This window comes from Kaistella flava (ex Peng et al. 2021) (genome assembly GCF_015191005.1).
Lineage (GTDB): Bacteria > Bacteroidota > Bacteroidia > Flavobacteriales > Weeksellaceae > Kaistella > Kaistella flava.
The window spans coordinates 2,516,304-2,543,303 of the sequence record NZ_CP040442.1; the positions used below are offsets into that span (position 1 = coordinate 2,516,304).

At 35.3% G+C, this 27,000-nt stretch carries 17 protein-coding genes; all 17 read right to left on the minus strand.

The window, feature by feature from the left end; all coding sequences use genetic code 11:
- Position 1 precedes the first annotated feature (1 nt).
- The 17 genes from Q73A0000_RS11175 to Q73A0000_RS11255 all read right to left on the minus strand — a co-directional run bounded on the left by Q73A0000_RS11175 (position 2) and on the right by Q73A0000_RS11255 (position 26,986).
- Positions 2-1,063, minus strand: a complete 1,062-nt coding sequence (locus Q73A0000_RS11175; RefSeq protein ID WP_193811021.1) for an HlyD family secretion protein — start codon at positions 1,061-1,063, stop codon at positions 2-4.
- 25 nt (positions 1,064-1,088) lie between these two features.
- Positions 1,089-2,414, minus strand: coding sequence for a TolC family protein (locus Q73A0000_RS11180; RefSeq protein ID WP_193811022.1), 1,326 nt, complete (start codon positions 2,412-2,414; stop codon positions 1,089-1,091).
- A gap of 213 nt (positions 2,415-2,627) precedes the next feature.
- The gene (locus Q73A0000_RS11185; protein WP_193811023.1) at positions 2,628-3,110 is read right to left on the minus strand and encodes a tetratricopeptide repeat protein; all 483 of its coding nucleotides are present in this window, start codon (positions 3,108-3,110) and stop codon (positions 2,628-2,630) included.
- 8 nt (positions 3,111-3,118) lie between these two features.
- On the minus strand, positions 3,119-3,508 hold the full coding sequence (locus tag Q73A0000_RS11190; protein WP_244140733.1) for a 2-dehydro-3-deoxyphosphooctonate aldolase: 390 nt from the start codon (positions 3,506-3,508) through the stop codon (positions 3,119-3,121).
- Positions 3,509-3,658: 150 nt separating this feature from the next.
- The gene (gene pckA, locus Q73A0000_RS11195) at positions 3,659-5,263 is read right to left on the minus strand and encodes a phosphoenolpyruvate carboxykinase (ATP) (RefSeq protein ID WP_193811024.1); all 1,605 of its coding nucleotides are present in this window, start codon (positions 5,261-5,263) and stop codon (positions 3,659-3,661) included.
- A 130-nt stretch (positions 5,264-5,393) separates the two neighbouring features.
- The gene (locus Q73A0000_RS11200; RefSeq protein WP_193811025.1) at positions 5,394-6,290 is read right to left on the minus strand and encodes a GYDIA family GHMP kinase; all 897 of its coding nucleotides are present in this window, start codon (positions 6,288-6,290) and stop codon (positions 5,394-5,396) included.
- Between the two features lie 12 nt (positions 6,291-6,302).
- Positions 6,303-7,181, minus strand: a complete 879-nt coding sequence (fabD, locus tag Q73A0000_RS11205; RefSeq protein ID WP_193811026.1) for an ACP S-malonyltransferase — start codon at positions 7,179-7,181, stop codon at positions 6,303-6,305.
- A gap of 59 nt (positions 7,182-7,240) precedes the next feature.
- Entirely contained in the window at positions 7,241-9,187 is a 1,947-nt protein-coding gene (locus Q73A0000_RS11210) for a LysM peptidoglycan-binding domain-containing protein (protein WP_193811027.1), read from the minus strand.
- Between the two features lie 37 nt (positions 9,188-9,224).
- The gene (gene bshC, locus Q73A0000_RS11215; protein WP_193811028.1) at positions 9,225-10,811 is read right to left on the minus strand and encodes a bacillithiol biosynthesis cysteine-adding enzyme BshC; all 1,587 of its coding nucleotides are present in this window, start codon (positions 10,809-10,811) and stop codon (positions 9,225-9,227) included.
- A 198-nt stretch (positions 10,812-11,009) separates the two neighbouring features.
- Positions 11,010-12,938 carry a putative porin gene (locus tag Q73A0000_RS11220; RefSeq protein WP_193811029.1) on the minus strand — a complete coding sequence of 643 codons (1,929 nt, stop codon included), beginning with the start codon at positions 12,936-12,938 and terminating at the stop codon, positions 11,010-11,012.
- A 97-nt stretch (positions 12,939-13,035) separates the two neighbouring features.
- Positions 13,036-14,580 (minus strand): RagB/SusD family nutrient uptake outer membrane protein, encoded by a 1,545-nt coding sequence (locus Q73A0000_RS11225; RefSeq protein WP_193811030.1) that lies wholly within the window; start codon positions 14,578-14,580, stop codon positions 13,036-13,038.
- A gap of 16 nt (positions 14,581-14,596) precedes the next feature.
- Positions 14,597-17,536, minus strand: a complete 2,940-nt coding sequence (locus tag Q73A0000_RS11230) for a SusC/RagA family TonB-linked outer membrane protein (protein ID WP_193811031.1) — start codon at positions 17,534-17,536, stop codon at positions 14,597-14,599.
- 341 nt (positions 17,537-17,877) lie between these two features.
- Positions 17,878-18,042 carry a hypothetical protein gene (locus Q73A0000_RS11235; protein WP_193811032.1) on the minus strand — a complete coding sequence of 55 codons (165 nt, stop codon included), beginning with the start codon at positions 18,040-18,042 and terminating at the stop codon, positions 17,878-17,880.
- Between the two features lie 73 nt (positions 18,043-18,115).
- Positions 18,116-19,300, minus strand: a complete 1,185-nt coding sequence (locus Q73A0000_RS11240; RefSeq protein WP_193811033.1) for a RagB/SusD family nutrient uptake outer membrane protein — start codon at positions 19,298-19,300, stop codon at positions 18,116-18,118.
- Positions 19,301-19,312: 12 nt separating this feature from the next.
- Positions 19,313-22,183 (minus strand): SusC/RagA family TonB-linked outer membrane protein, encoded by a 2,871-nt coding sequence (locus Q73A0000_RS11245; RefSeq protein WP_193811034.1) that lies wholly within the window; start codon positions 22,181-22,183, stop codon positions 19,313-19,315.
- A 337-nt stretch (positions 22,184-22,520) separates the two neighbouring features.
- Positions 22,521-24,095 (minus strand): RagB/SusD family nutrient uptake outer membrane protein, encoded by a 1,575-nt coding sequence (locus Q73A0000_RS11250; RefSeq protein ID WP_193811035.1) that lies wholly within the window; start codon positions 24,093-24,095, stop codon positions 22,521-22,523.
- A gap of 11 nt (positions 24,096-24,106) precedes the next feature.
- Positions 24,107-26,986: a SusC/RagA family TonB-linked outer membrane protein gene (locus tag Q73A0000_RS11255; protein ID WP_193811036.1), complete on the minus strand. Its 2,880-nt coding sequence runs from the start codon at positions 26,984-26,986 to the stop codon at positions 24,107-24,109.
- Positions 26,987-27,000: the final 14 nt, after the last annotated feature.

Consider the following 27,000-nt stretch of genomic DNA (forward strand, 5'->3'; position numbering starts at 1 on the left):
GTTATTGTTTGGTGACCTGAACATTCATTCCTGCACGAACTCCTTCCAGATCTTTTTCTTTATCTAAAAATTTAATGCGTACCGGAATTCGCTGTTGTACTTTAACGAAGTTTCCCGTTGAGTTATCCAAAGGCGTTGCCGAATATCGGCTTCCCGTCGCACCGGAAATCGCAGTTACTTCGCCTGTAAAAGTTTTCCCTTTAAACGCATCTACTTTAATGCTCATTTTGTCTCCAAGATGAATACTTGCGATTTGTGCTTCCGTATAATTCGCCGTCACCCATTTTTCTCCTGACTCTACAATGGTTGTTAAAGTTTGTCCCGCCTGAACCAATTGGCTGTCATCAATCTTTCTGCGGCCCATGATTCCGTTATAAGGCGCTGTAATATAACAATAGGAAAGATTGAGTTTGGCAAGATCAACCGCTGCTTGTGCTTTCATAATATCCGCTTCAGAAACTTCAATTTTGTCTGCAACTGCTTGTGTATTTAATTTTGTAGATTGTTTCTGACGAAGAAGAGATTCATAGCGGGCTTTCATCGCTTCATATTCTGTTTTTACCTGATCATACTCAAACTGTGGAACGACATCTGCTTTTAGAAGATTGGCATATCGCTGAAGATTTTGTCTTTGGTTTTCCAGACGTGCTTTTACCTCATCAATATTGGCTTCTGAAATCGAGGTTGTATTTTGAGACACACCAATATCAGAACTCACGATTGTTTTTCCTGCTTGTGCCTGTTTTAAATTTGCGATTGCGCCCATTAATTGAATTTTATATTCGCTATCATCGATCACTGCAAGTGTATCTCCTTTATGAACGGGTTGATGTTCATCAAAACGAATCTCTTTAAGATAACCTGAAACCTTCGTACTAACCGGACTTACATATTCATCAACCTGCGCATCTTCGGTAAATTCATTATCACCGATATGGAAAAACACAGCGAGTCCCCAAAACACAAGTCCAGCCACAATGATGATTGCCAGGATATTCCAAAAGGTTTTAAATTTTGGTGAAAGAGATTTCTTTTCGGTTTTTGTTTTATTTGGTGACTTCATATTTGACACTGGTTTAAACTTTATTTTAATGACTCACCTCCTCCCAAAGTCCGGAGGTTTTCAAAAGATTATAATATTGATAAATGATGCCGATACGAGCATTATTAACATTAATCTGGGCAGCGAGCAAAGAAGTGCTGGCATCCAACATATCGGTAATTACTACAAATTTATTGAGATATTTTTGCTCGACCACTCGGTAATTATCTTGCGCCAAACGGTAGCTTTCCTGTTGGGAAGTCAATTTTTGTTGTGCATCCTGAAGTTTCACATAAGCGGCATAAATATCCATTTCTGCTTTTTCAGCTTTTAAACCGGCATTCTTTTGCGAAAGTGTTTCCGCCATTTTTGCCTGCTGAATGAGATTTTTACTTTTGTAAAGTGAACCGATATCATAACTTACTTTTACGCCTGCCTGAAAAAGATGGGAGTAAATATCTATTGGTGGAATTGAATATAGAAAAGGTCGAGCAAAAGCATCACCAGCAAAAAGCGAAACGGAAGGCAAACGAATTGATTTTACAATATTCAATTCTTTATTTGCGACTTGATTATTGAGTTCTGCTACTTTTAATTCAGGTAATCGATCTGTAAAACCGTTTTCATACCGATCAGCTGAATCTATTTTAAATTCTTTTGAAAAAAGTGATGGATCAGGTTCAATAATGGTTTCTTTTGGAAGTCCGAGCACAATAGTAAGATCGTGATTCACGATAGAAATATTATTCCGGACTTCATCGAGTTGCTGTTTGAATTCGGTCAATTGTAAATCGCTGCGTACTTTTTCATTATGAGTAAGCAAACCTTGCTCAATCAATTTTTCAACATTAAAGATTCGCTTTTCCGCCAAAGCAATATTTTCTAAAAATACCTTTTCCTGATTTTTCAATGTTTCCAGATCAAGATATTTTGCCAACAAAAGAAACTGGATATCCTCTTTGTCTTTCTGATAATTAAGCTGTGCAATCTGTTCCTGCAATTTCGATTGGGCAATCCGATTTTTCGCAGCGTTTCCATTAAAGATCTTATAACCTGCCTCAACAGAAAAATTAGTTGAAATATGAGGAACCTTAACCGTGCTTTCGTAATTGAAATGATTATCCCAAACTTGCGAATTACTGAGATAACCGTAAGATAAAGAGGTGCCAAGTTCAGGAAGATAAGCCTTCTGTTTTTCAATGGTTGTTGCATTAGACGCCATATCAATTTTATACCGACTAATGTCCAACACTTTACTATTTCGATCGGCAAGAACGAAAAGACTGTCTACTTTTAAAACCAAATGTTGCTGAGCAGAAATACTTTCTGTACAACCTAAAACAGTAATTAATATGATGATTAGATTTTTCATATCTGATCTAAAATTAACTTTGAATAAGCCTTCAATTAATCGAAGTTTAATAAACTCATTTCGAAACAAAGTACTAAGTTAAATAGTTTTGAGTTCAATAAAATCACATTTCTACAATTTTTCTGCAAATAATTTTAATTTTAGTAATGTATTTTAAAGATTATAAAAATTCAGATGAATAATTTTTATTGATTTGTGAGTGTTACAAATTATTTACGCTTGAGGAGAATTAAGCTTAAGTAAATATTGCTTTGCCAAGTTGTTGCCTGGATATTCTCGTAAAATATTTTGATAGTATTCTTTCGCCTTTTCTATTTCACCTAATTGCACGTAACAGAAAGCAATATTGATCAATGCCATTTCCCTGTAAGAATATTTACTTGAACCCAATAAAGTGATGTACCGATAACGATCTATCCAAGAATACTTCGAAAAGAAACTGGCACTTTTTTTAAAGGAAGCGATTGCTTCCATATCTTTTCCTTCTTTTGTCAGAACAATTCCTTTATTATGATTTTTCAGGAAAATCTTCTTGAGACCAAAAGATAATAGTAAATAGGTAAAACCTACAAAAACAAAAGGTTCTTTTACTTTCAATATATAAAAGATACCAAAAAGGAATGCCATCAATAGAAGTTGAGGAACTAAAGAAATCCAGGCAATTGATCGATCTGTTGGTATTGTTTTTTTGATCATCGCAAAACTCATTTCATTTTGAATCCGACCGGTGCAAGCAATTTGCCCTTTTCATACATATTCAAATACAAAACAACGGTATCTTTTTTTCCTTCGTAAGTAACCGCAAATTTATCTAGCAATCCACCTCCCATTGGGCTACTGCTCGACTTAAAAAAACAACAACTACCAATTCTATTAAAGGTCACCGATTCACCATTTGGTCCGATAAGGGAGTTCAAATATTTTCTTTCACTAAGGGGTCCGCCTTCTCCACCTCCAACTTTAATGGGCTTTTTTTCGGTAAAGCCATAAGTTGAATCTGTGGATTGATTGGTTGAAGAATCAGAAAGGTTTGCAGAAGAGCTGCAAGATGCGAGGAGCACACAAGTAAATGTTGAAAGTAAAAAGTTTTTCATATTTAATGTTTATTAAGTATAGTAATATAAAATTAAAGATATAAAAAGCACCTCACATTAGCGTTCCTAATTTCAATTCTTATCTCTAGAATTCATAAAAAAATTCCCTCAACAAAAGTTAAGGGAATCTATATTTAAAACCTACAATTCTTATAATTGCGGTCCTGCTGCTACTAATCTTTTCGCTTCATCGTTATCGCAATACTGTTCGAAGTTTTTGATATAACGTGCTGCTAAATCTTTTGCTTTAACTTCCCAGTCAGAAGCGCTTGCATAAGTTGATCTTGGATCCAGGATTCCTTCTGAAACATTTGGTAATGCTGTCGGGATTTCTAAGTTCATTACAGGGATTGTTGTTTTCTCTGCAGTGTCAATTGATCCATCAATAATCGCATCGATGATTGCACGTGTGTCTTTCAAAGAAATTCTTTTTCCTGTTCCGTTCCAACCAGTGTTTACCAAATAAGCTTTTGCACCGTGCTCTTTCATTTTCCCGATTAGGGTTTTAGAATACATGGTTGGGTGTAACGTTAAAAACGCTTCACCAAACGCTGGAGAGAATGATGGTTCTGGTTCTGTAATTCCTCTTTCTGTACCTGCTAATTTAGAAGTATACCCACAAAGGAAATGATATTGTGCCTGGTCTTCATCAAGAATAGAAACCGGAGGCAATACTCCAAATGCATCTGCTGATAAATAAACGATTTTGCTGGCGTGTCCTGCTTTTGAAGGCAATACAATTTTGCTGATATGATAGATTGGGTAAGAAACTCTGGTGTTTTCAGTAATTGAATTATCAGTATAATCTGCTTCACCATATTCATTAACAACCACATTTTCTAACAATGAATCTCTTCTGATTGCTTTGAAAATATCCGGTTCTTTTTCTTCTGAAAGGTCGATTACTTTTGCATAACAACCACCTTCAAAATTGAAAACTCCGTTGTTATCCCAACCGTGCTCATCGTCACCGATTAAATATCTTTTGGGATCTGCAGAAAGAGTCGTTTTACCAGTTCCGGAAAGACCGAAGAATAAAGCAACATCTCCATCCTCACCTACGTTTGCAGAACAGTGCATGGAAGCCATTCCTTTTAATGGAAGGTAATAGTTCATCATCGCGAACATTCCTTTCTTCATTTCGCCACCGTACCAAGTTCCACCGATGATCTGCATTTTTTCTGTAAGGTTAAACATTACAAAATTTTCAGAATTTAATCCTTGCTCTTTCCAGTTTGGATTAGTGGTTTTGGAGCCGTTCATTACGATGAAATCTGGCTCACCGAAACTTTCCAATTCAAAATTAGAAGGACGGATGAACATATTCGTAACGAAATGCGCTTGCCACGCAACCTCCATAATGAAACGAACTTTAAGTCTTGTATCAGGATTGGTTCCGCAGAATGCGTCAACAACATATATTTTTTTTGAAGAAGATAATTGTTTTAAAACCAACTGCTTGCAGCTTTCAAAAATCTCAGGTGTAGTTGGTAAATTTACTTTACCATCCCAGTGAATAGTGTCTTTGCTCACGTCATCTTTTACGATGAAACGATCCTTTGGAGAACGTCCTGTGAATACACCAGTTTTTACAGCTACAGCACCAGATTCAGTTACCGCTCCTTTTTCAAAACCTGCGTTTTTGCTGGACATTTCCGCAACAAACAATTCTTCATAGGTCGGATTGTAAGATACTTCTTCATAACCAGTAATTCCTAGGTCGTGCAGTTGCTGAATGATTTTAATGTTCTTCATAACGTCTTTATATTTCTGAATTTTTTATTAGAAAACAAATTTAATAATTATTAAGTATTAACTAGGTTTTAAAAATAATGATATTCATCAGAATCTGCAAGAAATTCCAAAATCGATAAACAACTAGTTATCAGTAAATTAAATCTTGATAGGTAAAAACAGTGGAAAAACCCTTTCCCGAAAAATAGTCCTCATACCCCGAAAACTTAGAACTCATTACAAAATCACCTCCCCAAGCACCTAAGCTTTTAACAAAAGAAGGACAGTTTTCGAAATGTTTTTCTTTTACGGTTTCAATGCCGAGGAAATCACTTAATTTATTTTCGTGGAGCGTCATTAATTCAGAAAAACATTCTAAATTTTGAACTTCTAAAACACGTCTCGTAATCCCCGAAAACTCTTCGATGAGTTCAGGTGATTTTTCTTTCGAGCGATAAAGGTTAATTCCTTCCCGGCTGTTTTGTTTTTGATTAAGATGAATGAAAATTAAGTCCTTAGTATAACTAGGATTAAAATCTATTTTGTGAACAATTCTTTCAGGTTGATTTTGATAAAGAATTGCTGATTGTTCTTGTGCAACGGCGATATCATAACCGCTTCCGCCCAAACAAGTTTCATTCAACTCGAAAGCGTCGATTGCTGCCCACTGCGCCAAATTATTCATTAAAGTAGAACTGCTTCCCAAACCGAAATTCGCTGGAAACTGTAAATCAGTCGTTATTGAATAAGAAGAATCCTGCTTCAATTGAATCGCAGAAACTTCTTTCACTTTCATTAAAACTTTTAAAATAAATGCTGCAGATTCAGGAATGTTGGTTGAAACTACTTTTCCAGTTCGATAATCAATCGTTGCATTTAACCAAGATTTTCCTTTATGAAGCGCAGTCCAATTGACTAAAGACTTGCCGTCGGCATGGTCTGAAACAAAAAACTCTTGCCCCCATTTTGTAGGAAGAGCAAGAGCCAAGGCGCCATCTAAGACGACATATTCAGACGTGAGCAATAATTTTCCGTGGGAAAAAATCATTCTCGTATTTTATTAAATTGCAGAAGAAACTTCTACGGTATTATTAATTTTTTTGATCAAACCTTGTAAAGTTTTTCCAGGACCTACTTCTACAAAAGAAGTCGCTCCTTTCTGAATCATATTTTGCACAGATTGCGTCCATTTTACAGGACCAGTTAATTGTGCAATCAAATTCAATTTAATCTCTTCAGGATCGGTAACTGCTGTAGTCGTAATGTTTTGGTAAACCGGCATTGTAGGTTTATAAAACTTGGTATTGTGAATTGCTGCTGCTAACTTCTCTTGAGCAGGTTGCATCAAAGGTGAGTGAAATGCACCATTTACAGGAAGCATTAAAGCACGTTTTGCACCAGCATCTTTCATGTTTTGGCAAGCCAATTCTACCGCTGCAGTTTCACCAGAAATTACCAATTGTCCAGGACAGTTGTAATTGGCAGGAACTACGATTCCGGGAGTTTCTTCACAGATTCTTTCTACTACATCATCAGCAAGTCCAAGGATTGCCGCCATCGAACTTGGATTAGCATCACATGCTTCTTGCATTGCTTTTGCACGCGTAGAAACCAATTTCAAACCATCTTCAAAAGTTAAAACTCCGTTTGCAACCAAAGCTGAAAACTCACCTAAAGAATGTCCTGCAACCATTTCTGGCGCAACTCCATTCAATGCTGCTTTTAATGCCGCTACTGAGTAGATAAAAATCGCGGGTTGTGTAACTTCTGTTTTTTTCAAATCTTCTTCTGAGCCATTAAACATGATCGAAAGAATATCGAAACCTAAAATTTGATTAGCTGAATCCATTAAGTCTTTAATGTCTTTACGGGATTCGTACAATTCTTTCCCCATCCCGACATATTGTGAACCTTGTCCAGGAAATACAAGTGCTTTCATATAATTATTTACTGATAAATTAGAATTAAAAAATAAGGTTCATCAAGTGTGTTTTCTTTTTAATTAGGAATCAAACGAACCACTCTGTATCCTTTGTTGACGTAAGCTCCGGATTTTGTTTTTTCAAATTCGAACTTGGTTGCCAACTGTGTTTGCACTTTATTCATTTGTTTGAAAATCTCTCCTTTCTTATTCTCACGACTCAACATATCATTGACTACATCGAAACCGATAACCGCATATTTTGAAGGTGCTTTACAATATTTCTTTTTGTATGCTTCCAGAATTTCTTTTTCGAAACTTCCTTCCGTATCAATTTTTCTATCCATTAAATAAACCAAATTACTCTGGCTTAATTCATCTACTTTTTTCTCGAAAATTGGAGAATAGTACATGCTGAATGCTTTTAATCCGTCCACTTCTTTAGAAAGCGCAATCATTCTGTTGGCAAACGCATCGCCAGCATCATCACTTTTATTTGCTAAAATTGCAATAACTGGAGCAGGTTTACCAGTCATCATATTTTGATCAGGCTGAATATCTGAAGCTGATTTTACCAGAATAACATTTGCGTTTTTTAAATTCTTTTTAAGATTGGTTTCTAAATATTTCGCATAGGTTTGATCTGCATCAGCAACAATATAAATCTTTTGATCAGAGAACGCATCTTTTACTTCTTTCACAATACGGTCTGCGTAAATAAAATCATTGGTTTCAATAATGATTAAATTTTGGTAACCTAACAAATCATCGGAATTAGCAAAAGGTGCTACTACTGGGATTTTGCTTGTTTTCACATAATCCAGAACTTCTAAAACACTTGATTTAAAAAATGGACCAATAATTAAATCCGTGTTGTCCTTATTAATTTGAGTTAAAGAGTTTTTAAAACTTTTTTCATTCCCGGCATCAATTACTTTAATGTCAAGATTTTTACCACTTTTTGTATTTCGTTCAATTGCTAATTTTGCACCAGCAAGGAAATCAAGAGACAATGTTCTGTATTTAGAATCGTTGCTGTCAAAACCAAACGGAAGCATGATTACGACGTTCAGCGCATCGCCAGATTTTTTAACATAAGCCGAATCTAATTTTTTAATTTTCAAAACCATTCCGGATTTTAAACCTTGCGAAAGATTCGGATTTAAAGAAAGTAAATCGTCTAAAGTAATTCCGAATTTATTTAAAATTCCGAAAACCGTGTCGCCATCCTGAACCGTATAAGTCACATAATCATCAGCAACCGAAGTTGTAGAATAAGTTGGCGTAGAAGTGGTTTGAGAAACAGTCGTCGCAATTGGATCAGCTTTCGTTTCTTCTACGGAACCTTTTCCTTTTACCTGAATGATATCACCGACTTGCAAACCTTTCTCTTCTAAACCTGGGTTCAGAGCAAAAAGTTCCTTTTGATTTAAATTAAATTTACGAGACAGTTTATAGTAATTGTCTTTTGCCTGAACGGTGTATGAATTTTCATCAGCAACAGCTGTTACAGTCTTAGTAGGTTCTGGTTGCGAAACTGTTTTAACAGTCTCGGTCGGCGTAAAAGTCTCAACCGGTTTATTGGCCGCGACAACTTGCTGATCACCACCAAATTTTTGAATACTTGCTAATGGCAAAGTTACTTCATCACCAATCTTCATGTGCGAATCCAATTCAGGATTTAACGCTCTAAGTTCAGTTTCTGAAATCTGATATTGCTTGGTAATTCCGTAAATCGTTTGCTTTGGTTTTAGAATAATCTTCCCCACTTTAGCAGAAGATGAATTAGCTTTTGGCTGTGCTGAACCCGTATTAGAAGCCAATTTATTAACCAGCAAAACCTCGCCGATTGATACTTTTCCGTCTTTAGAATTTGGATTTAATTTCACCAAATCATCAACGGTCATTCCGTATCTTTTTGCGATATTATAGGGATTATCGCCCTTTTCCACCGTATGGGTTTTTTGGGCAGACAAACCTGCAATTGCTGTTATACCAGCTGTAATAAGAAACTTTTTGATCATCTTTTAGATAAATATTTACAAAAATACTGCTTTAAAATTAAATAGTAAAAATTATTAATTCGGAGTTTTCAACCTCCAATTCCTCGTAACAAGTATGAAGCCACTCCTGGCCGAAGTCCGAGTAAAACACGGAGAAGTTATAATTTCTTTCTTGCCAGGTATTTCCCGGATGAATCTTTTGAAATAAGTTTTCCAAACGTTCCAGTTTTTCACTTTGTTTGATTTTCTCGGCGCGAAGTAATCTTTTTCTCATGCGGTCAAAAGATTTCAACTGTCGGGTTTGTTCTCCTTCCACTAAATTGCCAAAGGTTTTTTCCGTCAATTCTGCTTTTGCTTTTAAATTGATGAATTGTTCTTTTAATTGAGTTTCCTGTTGATTTAATAAAGGAAGAATTTCATTATTATTCAGTAAAAGATCATTCGTAACTACGGCGAAATTTTTGAAAAAATCATTAATTTCTAAACCTAAGTCCTTCGTTTTAGTAACCGTTTTTTCAGAAATCATTAACATCGAATTTCTTGGAATCAAAATAGGAAAAGGAAGATTGAGTTTTTCAAAATAATTTTTCAGTTCCAACCAATACATGATTTCGGCATTGCCGCCAATGTAAGTGATATTCGGCAAAATCGTTTCCTGATAAACCGGACGCATTAACGCATTCGGACTAAATCTTTCGGGATGATTTTCTAATTCGGCTAAAATTTCTTCCTGGCTAAAAGATTTCTCTTGATCAACGATAATGTATTGATTATCTTCAAAGGCAATTCTATCACGTGTTTCTGAAAGGTAAAACAAATTTATCTCACGAGGATTAACCTGAACCTTTCCGTATTTCTCAGTTAAAAAATGAACGGTTTCCTGAGTGGTTTCAAATAAATCCTGATTCAGTAATTCGTCTTTGAAAACTGATTTCATTTCTGATTTCAATTTTGCTTCATCACCGTCGAGGACGATTAAACCGTAATCAGCAAAAAGTTCATGAACGATAATTCTGGTTGCTTGCGAAAGCGTATTTCCATTTTTGTAAGCACGTTTTAATAATAAGATTAATTCAGTTCCGAAAACAGAATCTTTAAATTCTTCTTCAAACTGAGAAATGAAGAAATCGTCTTCCACTTTTATTCTGCCAACTGCGCCACCAGATTTGGCTTTGGTTTCGTAATAATTATTTTCCGTTTTAAAATGATTGATTTCCTCAAAATCATGATCTTCAGAAGCCAACCAAAATAAAGGAACAAAATTCTTTGCTGGAAATTTTCCGTTTAAAAATTCCGCCAATTTAATGGTTTGCAAAATTTTATAAATAAAGAAAACAGGTCCGGTAAAAAGGTTTAATTGATGTCCAGTCGTTACGGTGAAAGTGTTTTCTAATGCTAAATTTTTAAGATTAGATTGTTGATTTTCTGACTGTGGAAAATCTGAATATTGATTTTGTAAAACTTCACAAAGCACTTTCCTTTTGTCTGAAGAAAAAGATTTTTCTTTTTGTAGAAACTGCTTTTCAATATTTTCTAAGTTAAAAAACTGGGATTCGAAACCCGTAATTTTTTGAGTCAGAAAATCTTTGATGAGCAAAGGAATGCTTTCAATTTCTAAAAAAGGGATGTTGGTTAGTTTTTTCAAAATAATCTGATTTTCTTACTAATTTTTATAATGCTTTTTTTTAACGCAAAGACGCAAAGGGAATTCTCCAATTCGAATATTTTTAAACCGCTTTTTAAGGGCGCAAAGGCGTTTGACTTCGTCGAATCTTCGATTTCACTTAGCAAAGGCCAAAAAGAATTGATTGTGATCGATTTTTTATTCACCTTCGAAACTTGATTAACTAAAAAGATACCAAACAATTCCCAAGTTCAAACGGAAATCATACAGCGGATAATAGGGTGCCGTGAAGGATTTATTCTTCATCAAGGTTGTATTAAAATGTTGTGCTTCAACGAAGAAAAACATTCTTTTCACTTTCATATTAAAATAAATATCAGCAATTGGTTGTCCACCAATTGAATAAGAATTTGCGTTTGGTAGAATAAATTCGTTTAACGCTGGCGAAAATTCACGAGAAGCGAACTTTGAAAAGTAATAGATTTTAATTCCGGTTTGAATTTCGGCTGCGTTTTTAAAGGCTTTTGTTTGATAAAAAAGATTGGCTCTTCCAACAAAATTAGGCATTGGCAAAAGATCTTTATTTCCGATAGCAGATTGGAAAAGCACTTTTGGATTCAGATGAAAATTACCATAAGAGAACGTTGCTTCGCCACCGATTTGTGAAATATTCACCGAAGAAGAACTCTGTTGTGGAAGTGCTTTAAAATCCAAATAAGTGTAATTATCTATTCTGAAATAATTCGCAAACACGCTACTTTTGAACCATTTCAAATTTACGTCACCACCAATTTCGGTAATACTTTGGTTTTTGGGATCTGCGAAATAATAATTAAAGTTTTTATAAACGGAAGGATTTAACAACAAATTGAAACTCGGTGACGCCGACTGGAAATTCACTTTTGCATTGACGAAATAATCCGGTATCGGTTCGAATCTCAATAAGTTTTGAGAACGGACAAAACTGCCAAATTGTTTTCCGCTGGAAAATTCTAAGTTGGAGTTTAATTCTACTTTATCCCAAAGTTTAATAAGGAGATTTCCAACAGCGCCAATTCTGTTTTCAGAAAGTTCTTGAGGGAAATTTAAAGCAGTTGGAAAAGGCGTACCAACTCCCAACTTGATTAATTGGTGTCGAACTCCTGCATCTAATTTGAAATTTTTTTTATCAAAAAGGATACTTACGGTATTGCTTAAATTCTTGGAATATTTTTTTGAAGAGGCCGGATAATCATATAGTTCTGAAGCATCGGTAAAATAATACCGCTCTGGCGAACCTTGATTATAGTAATATTTATTGGTCTGATTAAAAATAGTATGACGGATTTTAAACGGAAACTTTTCGGAGGCAAAAGGTTTAAATTCCTGTGAGAAATAATAGCGTCTGTAAGCAAACTGAGAATTAGAATTATTCAGATTGACCTGTAAATTTTCCCGATTGTTAAAATCAGAATTTCCGTTCAGAAATAGATTAACATCGGCGATTCCACCGTTTTCCTGATTGTTTACATTATCATGAACAAAGTGAGCGAAGGCTTCGTATTTTCCGTTTTTAGAAAGATAATGTCCAGAGAACAGCACTTCATTATTTGACGCCAAAGAGTTGAGATAATGACCTTGCGAACGAAGTCCGGTATATTCTACCGCGAAGTTGAATTCTTTACCAATATTCTGCGTGTACGTCGATTGCAGCACCGCTCCATTTCGTGCTGAATTGTGATAAATAAAAGCCGTTGTTGGTGTTTTTACATCGTAGTAATTGACATCCTTAATTCCTCTAATAAAATAAGATTTATTGGTTGGAAGCAAAGACAAATTTTGTTCGGTATCCACTTCAAATACTAAGGGATTAAATCCAGAACCTACATTGGCAAACTGAATTTTTCCAAAATTATCACGGTTGTTATATTGAGAAAATATAAAAGTTTTGTCGTGGGTAAAAGCGGTATCAAAGATTTTCTTTTCAGAAAACTGGGTTCTGTAGGTATAATCGTAAATGGTAGGTTTAAAAATTTTCAGTGAATCTTTGAAACCGGAATCAACGACTAAAGTATCGCCAGGTTTTACACGGTTAGAGTCAGTTTTGTTGACAATCTGTGCATTAAGGTTATAACTAAAAAGAAATATGCAGAAAAGGATGAATCTCATTCTATTTGTTTGGTGTACAAATGTAAGAAATATGGTGAAATAAAAAAGGACTGTAATTTTGATGATTACAGCCCTTTGATTATTACCTAAAGATATTTTAGTTATATCCTGGATATTGTTTTAAGTTTTTATTTGAATTCAACGCTCCTTGAGACATTGGTAAAACAAATAACTTATTATCTGGAGTTACCGTACAATTTACAGAACAGTTAGATGGTCTAACCATCGATAAATTGTTTCTTTTCAAGTCCAAAAACCTCTGACCTTCGCCATAGAATTCTTTCCCTTTTTCAGTTAAGATATCCTTTAATAAATCGGTTCCTGTATAAAGAGATCCTTTTCTTGAAGCTGCAAATGCATTCAATTCTGTAAGTGCCTGAGCATTTTGACCAGTTAAGAACAATGCTTCAATTCTGTTCAATTGTGCTTCTGCAAATCGAAGTACTTTAATATTTCTAAAATAATTACCCTCTTTTGTAAATCTCGGATATTTATTAGTCCAGTATCCTCCTGGCGTATCCGTTTTTGGAGCAGAAGTATTCGTTAATAATCCTGTAGCATTAGTACCTCTTCTTACATCTGTTGCAGGGAAACTGTTATAAAAAGTTTGATTAAACAACATGCATTTTCTAGAATCAGTTCTATGATAGTAACCTGGTAAAGAAATGTTAGAACCAATTCCTGTCTCCCTATTGGAATTAATGTTTAAATCTAATTCCCAAATAGTTTCAGGATGATTTTCAGCACCTGGAAGCGTATAAGCACGAAGAGTATCTTTATAGGTCTCACTACCAGTTAATTCATCTTCATTACTTCCCGAAAAATACTGTTCATACATAGAAGCACTGGTTGAATTATACGGTTTAGTTAAAGCTGTAGCATTAATTTTCGCAAAAGTCGATGGCGAATTAAATACAATATCAGTAGCATAGTCTAATGCCAGTTGTGAATCACCTGCTGCTCTTCTTGTTAAATAAACTCTTGACAACAGTAATTTTGCTGCGGTCTTACTTAGGATTACTTTTTTCGAAGGGCTGTCACTAGCTGAATTCACCCCAGCTTTCAAATCGGCAATAATCTGGTCATAAACCTGAGGAACCGTTGCTCTGGCAGGTTTAACTTTCACATCATAATCAGAAAGCACCAATGGTACTCCATAGTCTTGATTCACTCCTGATGTTGGGGTTGGTGAATAATAATTAACTAAAGTAAAATAGGCTAATCCTCTGATAATCTTGGCCTCTCCTTTAATTCTATTTACGTTAGCATTACTAGCTACCGCTGTATTATTGATGACCAAATTACAGTTCATAATAACATTATACAATGTACCATAAAATCCGAAATCGCTTTGAGACGAATTATAATTGTAATTAAAGGTATTAAGATAAGAAGGATTAGTATTGGACACAAATAATTTGTCTCCCATAAGATCACCAAACAACATTACGTCGGTACCATAAACGTTAGAAGCACTAACAGACAAATAAGCACCATTGAGCAGCATTTGCATTTTAGCTTCTGAATTAATATCAGTAATTTCATCCTGATCGGGTGGAAATAAATCCAAGTCTCTTTCGCTGCATGAATTGTGAGCAAAGAAGAGTAAAAAGCTTGATATAATTAAAAAATACTTTTTCATTTTAAATTTTTTTTTGTTAGAAACCAATTTGAACACCCATTGATACTGTTCTCAACACTGGAGAAGCATACCAATATCTTCCTTTACCAATCCAAGACCATGAATTTGAAGTCGATTCAGGATCGTAGTTCAAATTCTTATCAAATACATGGGTGAATAAGTTTGTTCCTCTTGCGTAAATAGTCAAATTGTTAATTCCTGTTGAGTTTTTAAATAATTCTCCGAAAGAATAGGCGATTTTCATTTCTTTCAATCTGATGTGATCTCCTTTGCTTAAGAAACGGGAAGATTCTAAACGTGAACTACTTGGGTTACCAATAACTGCTTTTGGACCATCTGCATTGTAATTCTCGGCACCAGGTGCATCCGTCCAGCTGTTATAAAGTGCATCCGTAATTTGGTTCCGAGTTATGAACCGACCATCATGTTGGGTATAAGAACGGACTCCATTCTGCACCATAAAGTCAAACTGACCCGTGATTAAAAAACTTAATGAAAGGTTTTTATACTTGAACTCATTGGTTAATCCCACATTGTAAGTAGGAAAGGCATTTTTACCTATCCAAGCTTCGGTAGCTTTTAGTTTATCATTTGTTACAGCGCTTTTTGTACCATCTGTAAACCACAATCCATCACCTGCTTTAATACCATTTGCGGCATCATCTACTTTTGCGACACCTGCCCAAAGATAGGTATAGTACTCTCCTAATAAATGTCCTGGTGCTAAGGCGACTAATTCATTGCTTCCATCAGAAGTTTCTCCTTTAAATTGCACAAGTGGCACATTTAATTTTTCTACCATCGATTTTCCGTATGCACCATTGGCATTAATATTCCAAGAAAAACTATCTGTTCTAACAGGTACCGCATCGATAACCACTTCAAATCCACGGTTTCTGATATTTCCTACATTGGCGTAGTATTCTGACGGTCCACCAGCTTCTTTAGCAGGAAACTCTTTAAAAATCGCTTTCTCAGTTAACTTATCATAATAGTCTAAAGTAAATTTCAAGCGGTCATTGAAAAAGCCGAAATCAGTACCAACATCTAAATGGGAAGATTGCTCCCACTCTAACGCTGTATTTCCTGGAGAAGTAATCCCTCCATAACCGCCGTTGTCACCCCAACCGATTTGTGAGTTATATCCTAAAGTTGCGAATTTACTATATTGTGGACCCCACTGGTCAGCATAAGGAATGTTTCCTAAAACTCCATAACTCGCTCTCAACGTTAAAGAAGAAAACGCATCTGGAATAAAGCTTTCATTCATTACATTCCAAGAGCCACCTACAGACCAGAAATTCCCCCACTTTTTATCTCCTAAAGTTGAGTTACCATCTCGTCTTAACTGACCAGACAAAGTATATTTACTATCTAAGGTATAATTTAATCTACCGAAATATGAAATTTGACGCCATTGCAAATCAGTATTTCCTGCAATTTGCGTGTCAGAAAAACCGAAGTAAGGTCTTGGGTCATTCATTGAAAAAGTCAACACATTTAAGTTATTGTAAGTATGGTCTTGATATTCCATCCCTGCATAAGCTTGAACATTGTGTCTTCCTCCGAAAACATTACGGTAAGAAACCGTGTTCGACCAGTTCCAATCAAAAATTGTACTTCTGGCGTCACCTAAGAACCCTTGCTCTGCTGACATAATGGTATAAACAGGGTGACCTGCTAAAACAGATTGTATCTCTTTAATGAACTGCGCCTGCATCCCATATAATGAATTGAAGTAAAAGTTTTTAGCAAACTGATAATCCATATTTACTGAACCAATAAAAGTATTAATGGTTGAGTTCTGGCTGGTTTCTTCTAAGATTGACACCGGGTTAAAACCTGGAGTAGGTGAACCTTCTCCCAAGTCTTGGTTATAAGAACCGTCCGCATTATAAACGGTACGTAAAGGAGAAATCATGATAGAGGAAGTCACCGGGTTTGCCGACGCTCTACCTCCGAAATAGGTTTGTCTCTTAATATTCGAATAGTTTAAGTTTAAACCAAACTTAATTTTATCGGATGCTTTATGATCAAGCGCTGTATTAATACTCAAACGGTCAAAACCTGAAGTTTTAACTAGTGGACTGTTCTTGTAGTAAGAACCTCCAATTCTATAAGAAGTATTGCTTGCACCACCGGAAACACCAAAATTATAAGTTTCTACCACAGAAGAAGTTCTGGTTACTGCCTTTATCCAATCTGTATTTTGTGTACCATCATATTGTGGCTCGTAGTTCTCAAGGAAGAAATCAGTTGCTCCTTTTAGATCCGTAAAAGTGGTTCCTAATTGTGTCTGGCTATTCCACATCAAAATACCTCCGTATTTAATGTATTCATCAGCATTCATTAGCTTTAACTTATCGAAAGCACGATCCTGAACACCAGTTTCACTAGAAAACTCGAATCTTGTTTTTTGGTTGTATTTTCCTTTTTTAGTTGTAATTAAGATTACCCCATTCGCTCCTCTAGACCCATAAAGCGCCGTTGCAGAAGCGTCTTTCAAAACAGAAACTGATTCTATAGCATTCGGGTCGATTGCAGAAAGAGGATTCCAAGACTCCATATATGAAGCATTATCTGAACCTTTTCCTACAACTACTCCATCAATAACATACAATGGATTGGGCGTACCAATAAGAGAACTCACCCCTCTAATGGTCACCATATTTGATGATCCCGGATCTCCACTCGCAGATGAAAAGTTAAGCCCCGCAACTCTACCGTTCAGTACATCATCAACTGATGAAAACGGTGTTGATTCGAAAGCCGCCTTGGATACAACATTATAAGCACCTACTTTTTGAGCAGGATCTAATTTAATTCCGCCGACAAGAATTACTTCATCAATATCTTTGACTTTAGTAGTGGTGTCGCGCTTTGCTTTTTGAGCCATTACCGTATGTCCTGCAAAGAACAATACGCCAATAGTTAAAACTCGTAATTTTACATTCATATTAACACACTTTAATATTTTAATGCGGCAAATATGTTAATATTTTTTAACAAATGCAAATTTTATTCAAAAAATGATAATGTTTTTTTTATTTCATTAATGAAAGCGTGACAATAGAGCGATATTGTTTCCAAAATGACAATTTTAGCATTTCTTAATGTTTGTTAAAACCATGCTATCAAAAGGGAATTACTGGATACCTTTACAAAAAAAATTTCAGAATCTAAATAAAAACTATTTTATAACTTAATAATTATCATTTGAAAACATTAATGAATCTTCAACTGACACAAAAAAAAACCACGCTCAAAAAGCGTGGTTTATCAATTTTATATAAAAATTTACTTGTTAAGAAATTCGATCATTTTAATCATATCTCCTTCTTTAGAAAAACTTAGTTTATTGACTTTAAGAAATTTCTCAAATTCTGGTTGATCTAAGGAAAATTTTGTGGTGAATTCTGTGGTGTTTTTTGGGAATTTAAAGAATTCGGATTTTTTCTTCATTAATTAAGATTAAAAAAAATCAGGATAGAAAAAATTCTATCCTGATTAGTAATATTAAATCAATCATTTAAAATTAATGCAATAAATCATTTGCATCCATTGCTCCTTGAGGGAAAGGTAATTTATATTTTTCACCTTTAAGTTTCAAGTCTTCCCATCTTACCCATTCGAAAGATAATTCAAGTCTTCTTTCGTTATCTAATGAAAGGTTTGATTTACGGATACTTTGCAATTCTGTTAATCTTGCTGTATTTCCTGCTTCTGCAGAAATTAAATACATTTCTGGAATTCTAGAAATCAAGAGATCAGAATCATCATTAGGACTATATTTGTTTGAAAAAGTAAAACCTCCTGTTGCAGGCGCTTCCGCGATATCAAACAAAGTCTTTCTTGTATCATTTGTTCCCAATAAAGCCAATAAATCATCAGCCGCTGCGAAACAGTTCCATGTTTTAGCATCATAACTCATGATCCATCCCCAAGATCCGTTTTCTTCAGCTCTGTTACCAGCAAATTTTAGAATTACTTCAGAATCATTATTACTAGGATTATTAGCAATACTAAATTTCCCGCTATTAATAAGCTCTTCAGCTTCTATACCCGCAGCATTAATATCTCCTTTCATTCTTAGAACCCTTGCCAAAAGAGCTTGAGCAGCCTCCTTGGTTGGTGTTAACTGAACTAAAGAAGCATTAGATGCGTTGAATGGCTCAATACTTCCTTTTGCTGCTTTCAAATCAGCAATAATAAAATCTAATACTTGAGCACCTGAACTCGCTGCAATAGGTCCTGGAACCGTATTTTCATCAACAAGAGGAACTCCTTCATATAAGTCATAAAGTCTAAGGTACGAAAGTGCTCGTACATATTTCGCTTTACCAATTTGTGTAGCTGAAGCAGAAGGTACTTTAATAATAGTATTCGCTCTTGAGATCGCGGTATAGAAATCTTTGTAATAATAACTTAACAAGATATCTCCCGGAGGTACTACATGTTCGAATAAATACTGAAGCTGAATGAATTGAAATTTAACTGGTTTGTAGTTATCAGCCATCACTTCAGTAGCCATAATGCTGAAATAAGGATAACCACTTGGCTCCATAATTCTTTTGTAAGCTCCTGTCAACAATTTGTCAACATCCCCTGTCGAAAGCGGTGAATTTGCATCAAGTGACGCAACAGATTCCGCTTCTAGTGCTCTATTACATGAGGTTAAAAATAGACCACATGCCAATAATAATATACTTAGTTTTTTCATTGTTTTTAATTCTTAGAAGTTAATATTCATTCCTAAACTGTATATTTTTACGTTAGGAATACCATTTGAGTCTACACCAGATGAAATTTTAGTCGTATCTGCTGAATTTTGACTACCCTTAACTGCCTGATCTACATAATAAGTTTCTGGATCAACACCTGAATATTTAGTAAATGTAAATGGATTTCTAACTTGAGCATAAATTCTCATTGATTTAATAAATCCTAATTGCTCTTTAGGAAGATTCACCCCTAAAGTAATATCTGTAATTCTAAGATAATCTGCATCTTCTAGGAACCTAGTTGATCTTTGATTATTCCAAGCAGAAATTACACTCGCATAGTGAGGTCTTGGCACGTTAGTATCCATGTTTTCTGGAGTCCAGTAATTCATTTGTTCACCAAGCATGTTCTCAGAAAATGATGGATATCCTACTGCAGCACCTCCTACTTGTTTTTCTTTATACATTGCGTACACTTTTTTCCCAATAGAATATTGTGCGTTCGCAGATAAATCAATCATACCATAAGATATTCTGGTGCTAATACCACCATACATTGGCGCAATACCTCCGCTAAATACTTGTCTGTCATTGGAATCAATTATACCATCACCATTGATATCTCTGTAAATCATATCTCCAGCTTGAACAACTTTCGTTACTTTTCCAGTTTTATCTTTATACTCGTACTTTTCACTTGCAACACCTACAGCTTCAAGTAAATAGAATGATCCTAAAGACTCACCTTCTTTTACAATAGAGGCAAACCCAGTAGTAAACTGTCCTGATTTGGTACCAATTGTCTCTACAACATTTTTATTATAGGAGAAATTGGCTCCAAAATCCCAACTGAACTTATCTGCTTTGATCAATTTTGTATCTAAAGTAACCTCAATTCCTTTATTATTGATAGAACCAACATTGGTCAGCATATTAAGATAACCTGTTTCTTGGTTCACTGGTATTCTATATAAAAGGTCATTGGTTGTTTTGTTATAAACATCAACATTCAAGTTAACTCTTCTATTGAACATTGATAAATCCATACCTGCGTCCATAGATTCTCCTTTCTCCCATTTTCTGGTTGGATCAAATAAATCTGTAACAGCCATTCCTGGATTTTGGTTATGATTTTCTCCAGCACTAATTAAATTTAAACCAGCTGAGAACGGAATTCCTGTTTGATTACCAGTAAAACCATAAGAAGCTCTAAACTTAAGTTCATTAATTACAGGAACATTGAAGAATGATTCATTAGAAACCGTCCAACCAATAGATGCTGCTGGGAAATTCCCCCATCGATTGTCTTGTGTGAATTTTGAAGAACCATCATATCTTGTTGATAGCATTAAGTTATATCTGTTATCCCAGTTAAATTGTGCTCTACCAAAGAATGATGCCAATGACATTTCATTCATATATGATCGACCATTATTTATCGTAGCTGCAGAAACTAACCATTTCAAGTCATTAGATGGAAAGTTTTCACCTTGCACAAAAGAGTCTTCATATTGCCAATTCTGGAATGATTGTCCAGCAACAATATTTACATTCAATTTACCATCAACAAATTTTTTGTTATATGTTGCTGTATTTTCAATTAAATAATCTCTGTTGTTTTCTGTACTATAATAACCGTAACCCCATGGAACTCCAGCCTTTTCACCTCTTCTAGTATTGGGTGCATCGAATCTGTTGTATCTATTTATATTAAGATTCCCACTAATGGAGGTTTTTAAAGTTAAATCTTTGATTGGATTATAAATTACAAAAAAATTAGCTCCAACTCTCTGCCATTTATCAGTTACATCTCTTTCAAAAGCAAATAATGGGTTATTGGTACTCATATTCCTGTTGATTTTACCATCAGCTCCATATACTGCTTTATTAGGTGCTGCGTTAATTGCATTGCTATAAGGCTGGTACGTGTTATTATCATCAGCAATTGGTGTTGCTTCTGACTGAGTATAATATGAATTAATGCCGATTTTAAATTTATCAGTCATCTTTTGCTCAACATTCAATCTTAATCTCGTCACTTGGTAATCATCTTTGTTGATAATACCTTCTTGACTTACATTTGAAATTGACAAATACACTTTCGAGTTTTCATTACCCGCTGTAAAACCTAATTGATTATTCGTAATTGCTCCTGTTCTCAGAACTTGATCCAACCAATTGGTATTAATCCCTGTTGCAGCCATTGGATTATTTAAAGCCAATTCACCTGGAGAACCAGCAGCAGGATAAGCCAATGTTCCACTAGCAATATCATTCAAGTAATTCTGTCTTGCAACATCATGAACTTGTTTGTACTGATCTCCATTTAATAAATCAGGTCTTTTAATAATTTCCTGAATACCATAAGAAGTATTGAAAGTTACTGACGGTTTACTATTATATTTCCCAGACTTGGTTTCTACAATAACAACACCGTTAGATGCACGTGATCCATAAATTGCGCTTGACGCCGCATCTTTCAAGATTTGCATGCTTACAATATCTTCAGAAGATAAATTCCCTAAGTTTTCCTGAGGAACACCATCTATAATATATAAAGGATTATTGGAAGCACTTAGTGATCCATTTCCTCTAATACTAATTTTGGTATTATTACCAGCTCTACCACCTGTACTTACAACTTGAACTCCAGAAGCCTTTCCTTGAAGAGCCTGCTCAACAGAAGCAACAGGTTGTTCTTGTAAAACATCTGCCTTTACGGTTGCAATTGCACCTGTAACATCTGACTTTTTTTGCGCACCATAACCAACAAGAACTACCTCTTCGATATCCTTAACCTTGGTTGAGTCTTTCTGCGCCATTACTGCTTGGCCTGTAAAGAACAGAACACCTACAGTTAACACTCTTAATTTAATATTCATATTAACACTTTTTTAATATTATACCCGCAAATATGTTAATTTAATTTAACAATAACAAATTGGTAAAGGCTTTCAAAAAATTCAAAAAATGCATTATCAATAAGGCTTTAAGCATGACTAATGAGATTAATTAAACAGATTTTTTAATTAATTGAATTTTAATTGTTAAAATTCAAAAAGTAATAGCAAAAAACATAAAGTGAACTTTTTTCAATATTTAATATTCGATATAAGCAGACCCAAACAAAGAAGACTTTACTATACAGAAAAAACCGCCATTTCTGACGGTTTCATTTTGAAAAAAATATTTGATGTTTATGATTAAAATCTAACTTAATTAATATCCAGGATTTTGCTGTGCAGCTAAAACTGGATTAGCACTTGTTTCCAATGTTGGGATCGGCCAGACATATCTGTGATCACTATAAGGAATAGCGGGTACATCTGTAGGTTTATATACGTATGGAACTCCAATTTGATAATCTGATGCTGTAGGATTCTGTCCGTTTCTATATTTCATCGGAATTCCTGAGGTAGGGGTAAGATTATCTTGCTGCAATCTGTGAATAGTATTCCAACGAAGACCTTCTGCTAAAAACTCTACTCTCCGTTCCATCAAGATTGCATTAACAGCATCTGCAGGTGTTGCAAACGAGGCGTATTGCTCAGTAGCAGGTGCAACTAAAGATCTGTTTCTTACAGTATTTAAATCTGCTAAATAAGTAACATCTCCAGTTCTTGCCTTAGCCTCTGCTCTATTCAAAAGAACCTCAGAATATCTTAGAAGTGGCGAAGCATCTGTAAGTGTTCCGGTATCTTTATATTTATTCGTAAACAATACACCAGCCGCACTTCTAACCATATTTGCAGACCTTCTCTTGTCTGTAGCTAACCATGTTGGTTGATTCCAAATGATAGGACTAATTGCTATTAAACTTCTGCCATTATACATAGAAGCTAAAGCACCATTTACATCTGGGTTATTAGTTGCGGAATTTTCAAGAGAGAAAATACTTTCAGTATTTGTATAATTTTTGGCAAACGGAGCATTAGGATCTGATTCTAATGTGTAAAGCCCATTCAGCTTATTAGCTTCTGTAATAACTTTAGGATAATCGCCCTTGCTTAAATACACGCGAGTTTTTAAAGCAATTGCTGCTTCTTTAGCAACGTAAACAATTGCATTCTTAGGGGTTCTAGTTGTCTTAGATGTCATCAAGCTCTCTGCCTGATCTAAATCTGCCAAAAGCTGAGTGTAGTTTGCTGCTACAGTTCCTCTCGGAAGACTTGCATTCTCTTCGATGGTTGTCAGCGAGTTACTCGGTTTCAATCGATAAGGAACTCCCAAATGAGAAGCATCTGCAGTATGTTTGTATGGTCTTGCGAAAAAATTCAACAACTCATAATGACTGAAGGCTCTAAAAAATAAAGCTTGCCCCACATAGTCATTTCCTTCTGTTGCGGAAATCACTCCATTCGCTATTGCTTTATTAACTCCTTCAATCACAAGATTGGCACGGTTAACAAGTCTATAGGTATCTACCCAATAATATACAGTGTTTAATGATCCAGAAGGATCCCAAGTTCCAGTGTAAGTCACCGCGTAGAAAGAGGCAGTATTCACCATATCTTCACCACGCATGTCATTTTGCTGAAAGTACGCTGCGCCAAAAGGATATCCTCTACCCGCCGAGGAAGGGTTTGCGTTATTATACTGACCAATTGTGGCAGCCTGATACATCCCATTAACTGAGAGTATGATATTCTCCTTCGAACTGAAAGCTATATCCTCACTAATCTGATTGTAAGGAGTCAGTTCTATAATATTATCTCTATTACAGCTGGTGACAGTGAAAGCAGCAACCACCAGTAACAAAAAATATTGTTTTGTTTTGATATTTTTGATATTCATTTTAATAATTTTTAGAAAGTTGCGTTAATCCCAAATGAAATTGTTCTTTGTCTTGGTACTGCATTATAATCCATACCTAGATTTTCCATCTCGGGATCAATCCCTTTATACTTTGTAAACATTATAGCGTTCTGTACTACGCCATATATTCTAAATTTAGTAAGATTAATACTTGATAACATGTCAGGGTCTAAAGAATAACCTAAAGTAAGATTATCAATTTTCACATAGTCACCTTTTTCAACAAATCTCGAGGTTGCTTGTCCATTTAAATTAATAAAATTGCCTCTACCTCCGTGTAATTTTGGAGTCCATCCATCTCCAGGATTACTGGCACTTTGCCATCTTCCTAAGATTTCCGTTCCATTGTTATAAAAATCCTGATTTAGCAATTCTCTTCTTGTAACATTGAAAATATTATTTCCTCCGCTAAATCTTGCCATTACGCTGAAATCAAATCTTTTATACTGTAACGAAGTGGTTACCGATCCAAAATAAGTTGGAAGGGTATTTCCCAAAATCTGTCTATCAGAATTAGCCAAAGAAGAGGCTGCACCTAATGTACCAGGATTTGACGGATCAAATAAATAATATGCTTGATTTGCAATATTACCTTGCACCAAAGTACCATCAGCTTTATAATAAACAGGATTACCATTTGCCGCATTTACTCCCCAATATTTATATCCGTAAAGAGATCTTAAAGACTCTCCTTCTCTAATGAGGTACGCCGTTTCACCATTTTGAGACTGTACAATATCTTTACCATCTACAAGACCTGTAACTTTATTATGCATTAAAGTTAAATTAGCTCCAATGTTCCATTTTAAGTTTTCATTTTTAAGGATATCAGCATTGGCAGAAAACTCAAAACCTTTGTTTTCCATACTCCCAATATTCTTATTTATTGAATTACCAGGAACCCCTAAAGATGGCGGCAATGGAACCGCAAGGATCAAACCATCATTCACATTAATAAAATAGTCAGCACTTAGCGAGATTCTGTTGTTTAAAAAACCAAAATCAGCACCTAAGTTTTTCTTGGTATTTGTCTCCCATTTAAGTTGGTCATTACCAGCTTGTGAGTAACCAATACCATTGTAATCCGCGTACTTGAAACTGTTGTACAATCCTAAATATGGATAGTTTCCGATATCAGTATTCCCTACTTTTCCATAAGATGCTCTTAATTTAAATTCAGAAAGCGTACTTAAATCTTTCATAAATTCTTCATTCGAAACCGTCCATCCAAGTGAAACTCCTGGAAAGTTACCCCATTTATTTGCAGTTGGCAGAGAAGACAAACCATCTCTCCTAATTGTTCCCTGAACAAAATACTTATTTGCAAAATTATAACTTAATCTAGCCGCGTAAGAAATAAGACCATTGGCTGTAGCTCCCCCTCCAGAAGTTTGGGTTGCATATGAACCAGAAATCACCCCAACATCTCCAAAGAAATCGGAGGATAATCCTTGTCCATCAGCAAAGAAACTATTTGTTTTTTGCTTTTGATATTCGTTAACCAATACTACATTAATATTATGAGAACCAAAACTTTTATTAAAATTTAAAATATTTTGAATATTCCAACGGTCAAGGTTCAGATAATTATTATCAATATACCCGCCTCGCGAAAACCCATCACCATGGATGCGGTTCCAATAAAGAAAACCAGTAGTTACAGAGCGGTCTTTACTTACCTGCAATTTATAATCCAACCAATCGGTTATTTTCACATCTCCAGCGATACTCCCAATAAATCTGGAAAGATCAGAGGTATACTTATTATTATTTACGATGTATGCAATGTTTGTAAGATTACTGTTTATTGGAATAAAGTTATCCCACTGTCCAACTCTACTTGTTGTACCTTCTGTGAAAATATTATATCCGGTCGGAGTACGTGGATCATAGATAGGTGTATTTGGCAATTGACGTATTGAACTGAACATTGCTCCAGATATAGAACTATATCCATTATTTAAACCTTTATATGATGTTTCCGAGTATGAAAAATTTGTGCTGAGTTTAAACCAATCTGTTACTTTTTGATCCGCATTCATTCTCATTGAAATCCTCTCCATCCCATTTGGTATAATAACACCTTCCTGTTTGGTATATCCTAGAGAAGCGTAATAGTTACCGTTTCCAAGACCACCTGTCATCGATAAGAAATGATCAGTTTGCGTACCTGTTCTAAGCACCGCTTTTTGCCAATCTGTATTAAATTCACTACCTCTTGCCCACACCGTTCCCGCCGCTGCAGCTTTTTCATTAGAAATTGTCAAGAAGTCCGGAGTCTGTAAAAGATCTAATCTCTCCGCAACACTTGCTATACTAAGCATGTTATTGTAGGACACAGAGAATTTTCCATTTTTCCCTTTTTTCGTAGTGATTAAAATAACACCATTTGCGGCACGTGATCCATAAATAGCAGTAGCTGCACCATCTTTCAGAACCGTCATGGATTCAATATCTGAAGGATTGATATCCGCCAATGCATTAGTATAGGTATTCCCTCCACCGGTATCACCGGCAAAAATAGGAACTCCATCTACCACATATAAAGGAGATGTCCCTGAGGATATCGTATTGACACCTCGAATACGCACTGTTGGTGCTCTACCAATATCACCCGAGCTACTTACCACTTGCACTCCTGATGCACGACCCGCTAATTGCGCTTCGAATGTAGGAGTGTTTAAGTTAGCAATATCACTCCCCTTCACTGTTGAGATCGAGGAGGTTACATCTGCTTTCTTTTGAGTCCCATATCCAACCACAACCACCTCCTCAATATTTTGAGTTTTGGTCGAATCCTGCTGTGCCACTACCGCCTGTCCTGTAAAAAACAAAACACCTGCGGTTAAAATTCTTAATTTCACATTCATATTAACACATTTTA

Coding starts and splice junctions, on each gene's coding strand:
- fabD (WP_193811026.1), bottom strand. CDS start 7,181: ATGAAAGCACTTGTATTTCCTGGACAAGGTTCACAATATGTCGGGATG.
- Q73A0000_RS11230 (WP_193811031.1), bottom strand. CDS start 17,536: ATGAATGTAAAATTACGAGTTTTAACTATTGGCGTATTGTTCTTTGCA.
- Q73A0000_RS11245 (WP_193811034.1), bottom strand. CDS start 22,183: ATGAATATTAAATTAAGAGTGTTAACTGTAGGTGTTCTGTTCTTTACA.
- Q73A0000_RS11210 (WP_193811027.1), bottom strand. CDS start 9,187: ATGATCAAAAAGTTTCTTATTACAGCTGGTATAACAGCAATTGCAGGT.
- Q73A0000_RS11255 (WP_193811036.1), bottom strand. CDS start 26,986: ATGAATGTGAAATTAAGAATTTTAACCGCAGGTGTTTTGTTTTTTACA.
- Q73A0000_RS11185 (WP_193811023.1), bottom strand. CDS start 3,110: ATGATCAAAAAAACAATACCAACAGATCGATCAATTGCCTGGATTTCT.
- Q73A0000_RS11220 (WP_193811029.1), bottom strand. CDS start 12,938: ATGAGATTCATCCTTTTCTGCATATTTCTTTTTAGTTATAACCTTAAT.
- Q73A0000_RS11250 (WP_193811035.1), bottom strand. CDS start 24,095: ATGAATATCAAAAATATCAAAACAAAACAATATTTTTTGTTACTGGTG.
- pckA (WP_193811024.1), bottom strand. CDS start 5,263: ATGAAGAACATTAAAATCATTCAGCAACTGCACGACCTAGGAATTACT.
- Q73A0000_RS11190 (WP_244140733.1), bottom strand. CDS start 3,508: ATGAAAAACTTTTTACTTTCAACATTTACTTGTGTGCTCCTCGCATCT.
- Q73A0000_RS11235 (WP_193811032.1), bottom strand. CDS start 18,042: ATGAAGAAAAAATCCGAATTCTTTAAATTCCCAAAAAACACCACAGAA.
- Q73A0000_RS11240 (WP_193811033.1), bottom strand. CDS start 19,300: ATGAAAAAACTAAGTATATTATTATTGGCATGTGGTCTATTTTTAACC.
- Q73A0000_RS11200 (WP_193811025.1), bottom strand. CDS start 6,290: ATGATTTTTTCCCACGGAAAATTATTGCTCACGTCTGAATATGTCGTC.
- Q73A0000_RS11225 (WP_193811030.1), bottom strand. CDS start 14,580: ATGAAAAAGTATTTTTTAATTATATCAAGCTTTTTACTCTTCTTTGCT.
- Q73A0000_RS11175 (WP_193811021.1), bottom strand. CDS start 1,063: ATGAAGTCACCAAATAAAACAAAAACCGAAAAGAAATCTCTTTCACCA.
- Q73A0000_RS11180 (WP_193811022.1), bottom strand. CDS start 2,414: ATGAAAAATCTAATCATCATATTAATTACTGTTTTAGGTTGTACAGAA.